The sequence below is a fragment of the Azospirillum sp. TSO35-2 genome, assembly GCF_003116095.1.
Classification (GTDB): Bacteria; Pseudomonadota; Alphaproteobacteria; order Azospirillales; family Azospirillaceae; genus Azospirillum.
The window spans coordinates 2,255,775-2,262,593 of the sequence record NZ_LGRA01000021.1 but is presented as its reverse complement, the minus strand read 5'-3'; the positions used below and the strand labels follow the sequence as shown (position 1 = coordinate 2,262,593).

Below are 6,819 nucleotides of genomic sequence, written 5' to 3'. Positions count from 1 at the left end.
CAGGTTCGCCGTCAGCGCCGCCGCGTTGTCGAAATCATCCTTCAGGTTCAGGTCGGACCAGCGGTGGATCGTCACGCCGAACCGCCGCTCCGCCGCCGCCAGTTCCGCTTCGCACTCGCCGTATTGCAGGTTGACGAAGGTTATGCCCGGCACCGCAAAGACCGGACCCCACTGGTCGAGACGGGTGTAGGCGCCGATCCGTTCCTGCGTAATCAACTGGCTGCGCCAGCCGATGCCGACCTTCAGCCCCGGCCCCAGCGCCGCCAGGCGTTCGCGCCAGCGCGCCACCAGCGCCGGGTCGGGCACCAGCCAGGGGCCCTGCGGCTCGAAGGCGGACAGGCTGTCGCGCAGCCGGTGGGGCAGGTCGCCGGCGGGAACCTGGAGGTCGACGTCCGGCGGGTCAATGGTCTCGCGCGGGATGGTCCGGAAAGCGTCACCGGTGCAGCTTTCGGCCCGCACGGTGGCGCGCGGGAAGGAGCGGCGGAACAGCGGCACCAGCCGCGGGTCGCATTCGATGACGACGGGCCCGCCGCCCCAGGCAATGACGTCGGGGTAGCAGGAGGCGAACAGGATCTCGTCGCCCACCCCCTGTTCGCGCCACACCAGCAGGCGGCGTCCCCGCAGCAGCTCGCCGGTCCAGCGCGGCGCGGCAATGCGGCGGTCGGGCATCACCTCCCCGGCGGCGAAGCGCCGTTCGTACCCGGTCCAGCCGCGCGCCAGATCGCCGTGCAGCAGCGCCAGCAGCGACAGGTTGAAACTGGCGGTGGCGAGGTCGGGCTGCTGGGCCAGCGCCTCCTCGTAGCAGGCGGCGGCCTCGTCGTAGCGGGCCTGCGCCTGCAAGGCGTTGCCGAGGTTGTAGCGGGCCTCGACGAAGTCCGGATGCAGCTCCAGCGCCTGTCGGTGGCACTGCTCCGCCTGGTCGGGGCGGCCCAACCGTTTCAGAACGCTGCCCAGATTGTTCAGCGACGCGGTGTGGCGCGGGTTGCGCTTCAGCGCTTGGCGGTAGGCGATCTCGGCGCTTTCATAGGCGCCGCGCTGCTGCAGGACGGCGCCCAGGTTGTAGTGCGCGGTGGCGTCGTCGGGGCGCAGCGTCGTCACGATGCGGTGCTGGGCGATCGCCTCGTCCAGCCGGCCGGCCATGGCCAGCGCGTCGCCCAGGTTGTTGTGGGCCTCCACCATGTCGGGCGCCAGCCGCATCGCATGGGCCAGCGCCGCGGCGGCGGCGTCGTGGCGGCGGTGCGCGCTGCGGCTGTTGCCCAGATTGTACCAGGCCTTGGCGTAATCCGGCCGCAGGGCGAGCGCCACGGCGAAGGCGCCCTCCGCCTCCTCGTGCCGGCCGAGCGCCGCCAGGGCGTTGCCCAGATTGTGCCGGCGCTGCGCCCCTTGCGGGTCGAGCAGGACCGCGTTGCGATGGGCCTGCGCCGCCTCCGCCGCACGTCCGTCGGCGGCGAGCGCGGTGCCGAGATTGTCCCAATAGTCGGCAACGCCGTTCGACCGCTCCAGCGCCTGTCCGATCAGGGTCACCGCCTCGGCCAGCCGGCCGGATTGCAGGGACAGCACGCCCAGCAGATGCAGGGCGTCGGCATGATTCGGGTCGGCGACCAGCACCGCGCGATAGCCGCGCTCCGCCTCGCCCAGCCGGCCGGCCTGATGATGCGCCACCGCCTGCGCCAGCGTCTTGGTGTCCATTGCGCCCCGCCCGGCCATCGTCGCTCCCCGTTCCGCCTGCCTGACCCCGGACCTTTGCGCTCAACCGGCCAGCCGTGCTCAAAGGGAGTGCCATGATCGGTTGTTCACGATAAAGATGCCATTGATATTGTCGGGGGATGCGGCCGGCCGCTTCGGCGGATGAGGATGGTGGCCGCGACGGTGAGGGGAAGGGGAGCACACGCGATGGCCGGGTCACGCTTGTCCTTGCGCGGCGGTGCCGTGCCGCCGGCGCAGCGGCTCAGCCGGCAGGCCGACGCCCTGGCCGCCGCCGGCGATGCCGCGGGGGCGGAGGCGCTGTACGCCCGCGCGCTTGCCGCCGACCCGACGCTGGCCGGCACCCACAACAACCGGGGCAACGCGCTGCGCGCGCTGGGTCGCTTGGACGAGGCCGCCGACGCCTACCGCGCGGCGGTCGCCCATGGGTTGGACGAGGGGCTGGCGCACTACAACCTCGGCTCGGTCCTGCGGCAGGCCGAGCGGCGCGACGCGGCCGACGCCGCCTTCCGGCAGGCGCTGGCGCTCCGCCCCGACCATGCCGAGGCGTGGAACAACCACGCCAACCTGCTGCGCGACCTCGACCGCTTCGGGCCGGCGGCGGTGGGGTACCGCCGGGCGCTGGCCCTGCGGCCGGGTTGGGCCGACGCGCACGACAATCTGGGCGCCGTGCTCTACCTGCTGCACGAACAGGGGGCGGTGGACGAGGCGGCGGCGCTGGCCCGGCTGTGGCGACGCGATCACCCGGACAACCCGCTGGCCCGCCACATCGGCGCCGCCATCGCCGGCGAGGAGGCCGACCCGCGCGCGCCCGACGATTATGTGCGCCAGACCTTCGACCTCTTCGCGGAGGAGTTCGACCGCAAGCTGGCGGAACTCGACTACCGCGCCCCGGCGCTGCTGGCCGAACGGCTGGCCGCCACCGCGCCGCCGCCGGGCGGCGACCTCGACGTGCTGGACGCCGGCTGCGGCACCGGCCTCTGCGCCGCGGCGCTGCGCCCCTACGCCCGGCGGCTGGTCGGCGTCGACCTGTCGGACGGGATGCTGGACCGCGCGCGGGCCCGCGGGCTGTACGACGACCTGCACGCGGCGGAACTGGTCGGCTTCCTGGCCACCCATCCGGGGGGCTTCGATCTGGTGATGGCTGCCGACGTGCTGTGCTATTTCGGCGTGCTGGACGAGGCGCTGGCGGCGGCCTGCACCGCGCTGCGGCCCGGCGGCCGGCTGGCCTTCACGGTGGAGGAGCTGGACCCGGCGGCGGGCCGTCCGCACCGCGTCGCCACCCATGGCCGCTACGCCCACGCCGAAGCTTACGTCCGCGCCGCGGTGGCGGCGGCCGGACTGGAGCTGTCGAGCTGCGACCGCGACCGCCTGCGCTTCGAAAGCGGCGCGCCGGTGGGCGGGCTGGTGGTGCTCGCCCGCCGCCCGGCGGGTGGGATGCGCTGAACCGGCGCCGGGCGCCGCGGCCCGGTCAGCGACCCGGCGGCCGGCCCGTTCCCGGCTTGGGCTTGGCCGGTGGTCTGGACGGCGCCGCGGCCTTGTCCAACGCGTCGGCCTCCGCGTCGCGGCCAAGGACGCGGAGCGCCAACGCCAGCGTGTCGCGCGCGTCGGGATGGTTGGGGTCGATGCGGAAGGCGTGGTCGAGCGCGCTCACCGCGGCGGGCATGCGGTCGACGCCGGCCAACGCGATGCCCAGGTTGAAGGCCGCCGACAGGAAATCCGGCACCAGCGCCACCGCGTTGCGGAAGGCGATCACCGAATCGGCGCGCAAGCCGGCGGCATAGAGCGCGTTGCCGAGCAGGAAGGCGATGTCGGCGTCGAGCGGGGCCAGGACCGCCGCCCGGATCAGGTCGGTCAGTGCCGGGGTGATCTGCCCCGATTCGAGGCGCAGCCGGCCACGCTCGTGCGACAGCCTGATCAACCGCTGGCGCGCCGGGGCCAGCGCCGGTTCGATCCGCAACGCCCGTTCCAGCATGCCGATGGCGGCCTCGTCGTCGCCCAGGCCGTGGCGGGCGAAGGCGCGGTCGGTCCACGCCTCGGCGAAGTCGGGACGCAGGGCCAGCGCCCGGCGGCAGCTGTCCTCCGCCTCGTCCATCCGGCCCAGGCCGCGCAGCAGGTTGGCCCGGTTGGCGTGGATGTCCGGCGCATCGGGCCGCAGGGCGGCCGCCTTGTCGATCAGGGTCAGCCCAAAATCGCCGCGACCGGTCTGCCCCGCCAGCACGCCCAGGTAATGCAGGGCGTCGAGCTGCTCCGGCTCGGCATCGAGGATGCGGGTGTACAGCTCCTGCGCTTCGCCGAAGCGGCCGGCGAGGTGCAGGTCGAGCGCGTGCGTCAGTGCTTCGAGGATCGTGGCCATGCTTCAAGGCTTAGGCAGCGGAGGCCGTTGCTGCAAGCTCATGCCGCATCCGGCCCCAGCTTTTCAACACATATGCGATCGGCGCACGCAAGGCTGTTTCGACCAACTGGTCAGAATCGCAATCTCCGACGAGAGTAAAGAAAGCCTTTACGCGTCCAGCGGAACGGAGTAATTTAATGTCTGATTACCACCAATTTGGGTAAGCCGGCCATGGACGTGGCTGCCGCCACATCGACGGTCTCGCGACCGTTGCCCGTCATGACGCCCCGCGGCAGCGATGCCGTCGAAACCGGGGCCGGCACCCGGACTCCGACTCCCGCCACGACCGCCAGCGGTGGTGGCACCGAACCGCTGGTCAACCGTTTCCCGTCCATCGCCTTCACCTATGACACCGACGCGTCGCGTCTGGTGATGCAGTACCGCGACCCGGCCAATGGGAAGACCGTCTCGCAGATACCGACCGAAGCCGCCCTGAAGCAGTACAAGGAGGCGCAGCAGCAGGAAAAGGATGCTGAGCGCGCCTCCCTGCTGAAGCTGACGGTCGGTGGTGACGCCCAGTCTGGTGCCCAGGGTGCGACCGATGGACACGCCAGCGGTGCGGCTGCCGCCGCGTCGCCCGCGTCGGGCTTGGTTTCCCAGGGAGGCGGCGGCGGTTCGGCCGCCGGTTCCACGACGATCCGCACGGCCGGCCATGCGGCGTCGGTCGCGGTTGCCGCTTCCGCCGGCTCGGCGGCTGTGGCACACTTCGCTGCAACGACCGCGCGTCCGGCCGGTGCCTCGGTCGCGCGCGTGAATGTGGTGATCTGACCGGTCGTCGCACTCTTGCTGTCATGCTTTGCCGACGGGGACCTCGCCATGGGGATGGACATCACCTCTTCGACCGCGGGAGCGGCGATCGCCCTCAAGCAGGCGCAGGGACAGATGGATTTCGGCGTGAAGGCGCTGAACCAGAACGCCCAGCAGCAGCAGGCGACGGTGGCGGCGCTGGTTCAGCCCGATACCGGTTCCGGCGGCGGCAACGTCACGCCGACGCGCGGGCAGAACCTGAACATCACGGTCTGATCCGCGCCCTGTCCGACGTTCGACGTCAAACCTTCGAATCGAGCAGCGACGTCAGCATCTCGTCCTGGGTGCGGACGACGGCGACGTTTGCGCCATAGGCGCGATTGGCGGTGAGCTGGTTGACCCGCTCGGTCGCCAGATCGACGTTCGGCGCCGCGACCATGCCGTCAGCGCTGGCCGCCGGATCGTCGGGGGCGTATTCCGGCAGATAGGCCGGCGTGATCGGGGTGAAGGTCGCGCGGGTGCCGGGGTTGGTGGCGCTCTGGCTCACGGCCAGCGGCTGGTAGGCCTGGCTCGTCCCGCCCGCCGCCGGCAGCGCGCCGGTCGACCGCACATTCGCGACGTTGGAGGCCGAGGCGTCGAGCCGCCGGGTCTGGGCGGTCAAGCCGCCGAGCGCGACGCCGATGCTGCCGACCATTCCGAACAATCCTCCCGACCGCCACGATGCGCGTCCTCGGTGCGTCCGATCCTACCACGGCGGCGGCGGAACGCCAGCCGGGCGGTGCAATCGACGCTGTATCTTTTCCAAGGCCCGCGCCATTATCCGGTGAACGGCCGACGTTTGTTTCCCGTGCTACCGGTCCCCCGCGACAACGGATCAGCAATCCCGGCCCAAGACATTCGGACCTTAGACGGTCGCGATACGGGAGCCGCCGCCTCGATGCCAAACCCCGCCTTTGTGCTGACCATTGCCGGCCGGACCGACGTCGGCCGCACCCGATCCCGGAACGAGGACAATGTCCACGTCAGCGCCGACGGCGAGTTCGCGGTGGTCTGCGACGGGATGGGCGGCCATGCCGGCGGCGATATCGCCAGCCGCACCGCGGTCGAGGTCATCACCGCTGTGCTGGAGGACTACGCGCCGACGGAGCCGGTGACGGTCGTCGACGCCGCCGACACCGAACGCACCCAGACCGACCCGGTCGGGACGGAGCCGGCGGTGCGCAGCGCCCTGGCGGTGGCGCGGTCGGCGGTGCAGCGCGCCAACCGGTCGATCCACGACCTGAACGTCGCCCGCGGCTTCGCCCAGGGGCGCGGCATGGGCACGACGGTGGCCGGCGTCTGGCGGGTGCCGGGCACGGCGCAGATGGTGGTGTTCCACGCCGGCGACAGCCGGGTCTACCGCCTGCGCGACGGCGAGTTGCGGACGCTGACCCGCGACCACAGCCTCTACCAGATCTGGCTCGACAACGGCGGGCGGGGGACGGCGCCGCAGCGGAACATCATCGTCCGCGCGCTGGGCACCGGCGAGGACGTCGAACCGGAGGTCGCGGTGCATTCGCTGCTGCCCGACGACGTCGTCATGATCTGTTCCGACGGGCTGAACGGCATGGTGCCCGACGCCGCCATCGCCCGCCTCCTGCGCGAGGAGCGCGATCCGGCGGCGGCCTGCGCCGCGCTGGTCGACGCGGCGAACGGGGCCGGCGGCCAGGACAACGTCACGGTGGTGGTGGCGCGCTTCGCCGCGTCGGCCTGACCGGCAAGCCGACGGTTCACGGTCCCGTGCGCAGGAAGCGCGCGTCGGCCAACGGTGCCGGCGCATCGGCCGACCGGGCCGCCAGCGCTTGTTTCAGGGCACTCAGATAGTCGGCGGCCGGTTCCTGCTCCGGCCGGTCGGTGGGGAACAGGCGCTCCGGCGTGGCGATGGCCAGCAGCAGTTCGGTGCCGAAGGGGGCGCCGATCGTCCAGGACCGCCC

At 72.2% G+C, this 6,819-nt stretch carries 7 protein-coding genes and 1 pseudogene; 4 read left to right on the top strand and 4 right to left on the bottom strand.

All coding sequences use genetic code 11. The features are described from left to right. A partial coding sequence (locus TSO352_RS26320; RefSeq protein WP_146210815.1) for a tetratricopeptide repeat protein occupies positions 1-1,689 on the bottom strand: 1,689 nt, incomplete at its 3' end. A gap of 204 nt (positions 1,690-1,893) precedes the next feature. Between TSO352_RS26320 and TSO352_RS26315 the strand changes: the two genes are divergently transcribed. Further along, positions 1,894-3,150 (top strand): methyltransferase, encoded by a 1,257-nt coding sequence (locus tag TSO352_RS26315; RefSeq protein WP_109110063.1) that lies wholly within the window; start codon positions 1,894-1,896, stop codon positions 3,148-3,150. A 25-nt stretch (positions 3,151-3,175) separates the two neighbouring features. Here the strand turns inward: TSO352_RS26315 and TSO352_RS26310 are convergent, their stop codons facing one another. Beyond that, the gene (locus TSO352_RS26310) at positions 3,176-4,060 is read right to left on the bottom strand and encodes a tetratricopeptide repeat protein (protein WP_109110062.1); all 885 of its coding nucleotides are present in this window, start codon (positions 4,058-4,060) and stop codon (positions 3,176-3,178) included. 210 nt (positions 4,061-4,270) lie between these two features. Here TSO352_RS26310 and TSO352_RS26305 point away from each other — a divergent pair, with 210 nt between their 5' ends. Both TSO352_RS26305 and TSO352_RS26300 read left to right on the top strand, forming a co-directional pair. Further along, on the top strand, positions 4,271-4,867 hold the full coding sequence (locus TSO352_RS26305; RefSeq protein WP_146210798.1) for a hypothetical protein: 597 nt from the start codon (positions 4,271-4,273) through the stop codon (positions 4,865-4,867). 54 nt (positions 4,868-4,921) lie between these two features. Continuing rightward, positions 4,922-5,122: a hypothetical protein gene (locus TSO352_RS26300; protein WP_146210797.1), complete on the top strand. Its 201-nt coding sequence runs from the start codon at positions 4,922-4,924 to the stop codon at positions 5,120-5,122. Positions 5,123-5,147: 25 nt separating this feature from the next. Here the strand turns inward: TSO352_RS26300 and TSO352_RS26295 are convergent, their stop codons facing one another. Continuing rightward, positions 5,148-5,540 carry a flagellar basal body rod C-terminal domain-containing protein gene (locus TSO352_RS26295; RefSeq protein ID WP_109110059.1) on the bottom strand — a complete coding sequence of 131 codons (393 nt, stop codon included), beginning with the start codon at positions 5,538-5,540 and terminating at the stop codon, positions 5,148-5,150. A 243-nt stretch (positions 5,541-5,783) separates the two neighbouring features. Between TSO352_RS26295 and TSO352_RS26290 the strand changes: the two genes are divergently transcribed. Further along, positions 5,784-6,599, top strand: coding sequence for a protein phosphatase 2C domain-containing protein (locus tag TSO352_RS26290; RefSeq protein ID WP_109110058.1), 816 nt, complete (start codon positions 5,784-5,786; stop codon positions 6,597-6,599). A gap of 16 nt (positions 6,600-6,615) precedes the next feature. Here the strand turns inward: TSO352_RS26290 and TSO352_RS26285 are convergent. Further along, positions 6,616-6,819 (bottom strand): annotated as a pseudogene (locus TSO352_RS26285) (serine/threonine protein kinase); the annotation flags it as partial.

What these genes read in the sequence shown, in the direction of transcription:
- TSO352_RS26300 (WP_146210797.1), top strand. Translation starts at nt 4,922, where the DNA reads ATGGACATCACCTCTTCGACCGCGGGAGCGGCGATCGCCCTCAAGCAG.
- TSO352_RS26310 (WP_109110062.1), bottom strand. Translation starts at nt 4,060, where the DNA reads ATGGCCACGATCCTCGAAGCACTGACGCACGCGCTCGACCTGCACCTC.
- TSO352_RS26295 (WP_109110059.1), bottom strand. Translation starts at nt 5,540, where the DNA reads ATGGTCGGCAGCATCGGCGTCGCGCTCGGCGGCTTGACCGCCCAGACC.
- TSO352_RS26290 (WP_109110058.1), top strand. Translation starts at nt 5,784, where the DNA reads ATGCCAAACCCCGCCTTTGTGCTGACCATTGCCGGCCGGACCGACGTC.
- TSO352_RS26315 (WP_109110063.1), top strand. Translation starts at nt 1,894, where the DNA reads ATGGCCGGGTCACGCTTGTCCTTGCGCGGCGGTGCCGTGCCGCCGGCG.
- TSO352_RS26305 (WP_146210798.1), top strand. Translation starts at nt 4,271, where the DNA reads ATGGACGTGGCTGCCGCCACATCGACGGTCTCGCGACCGTTGCCCGTC.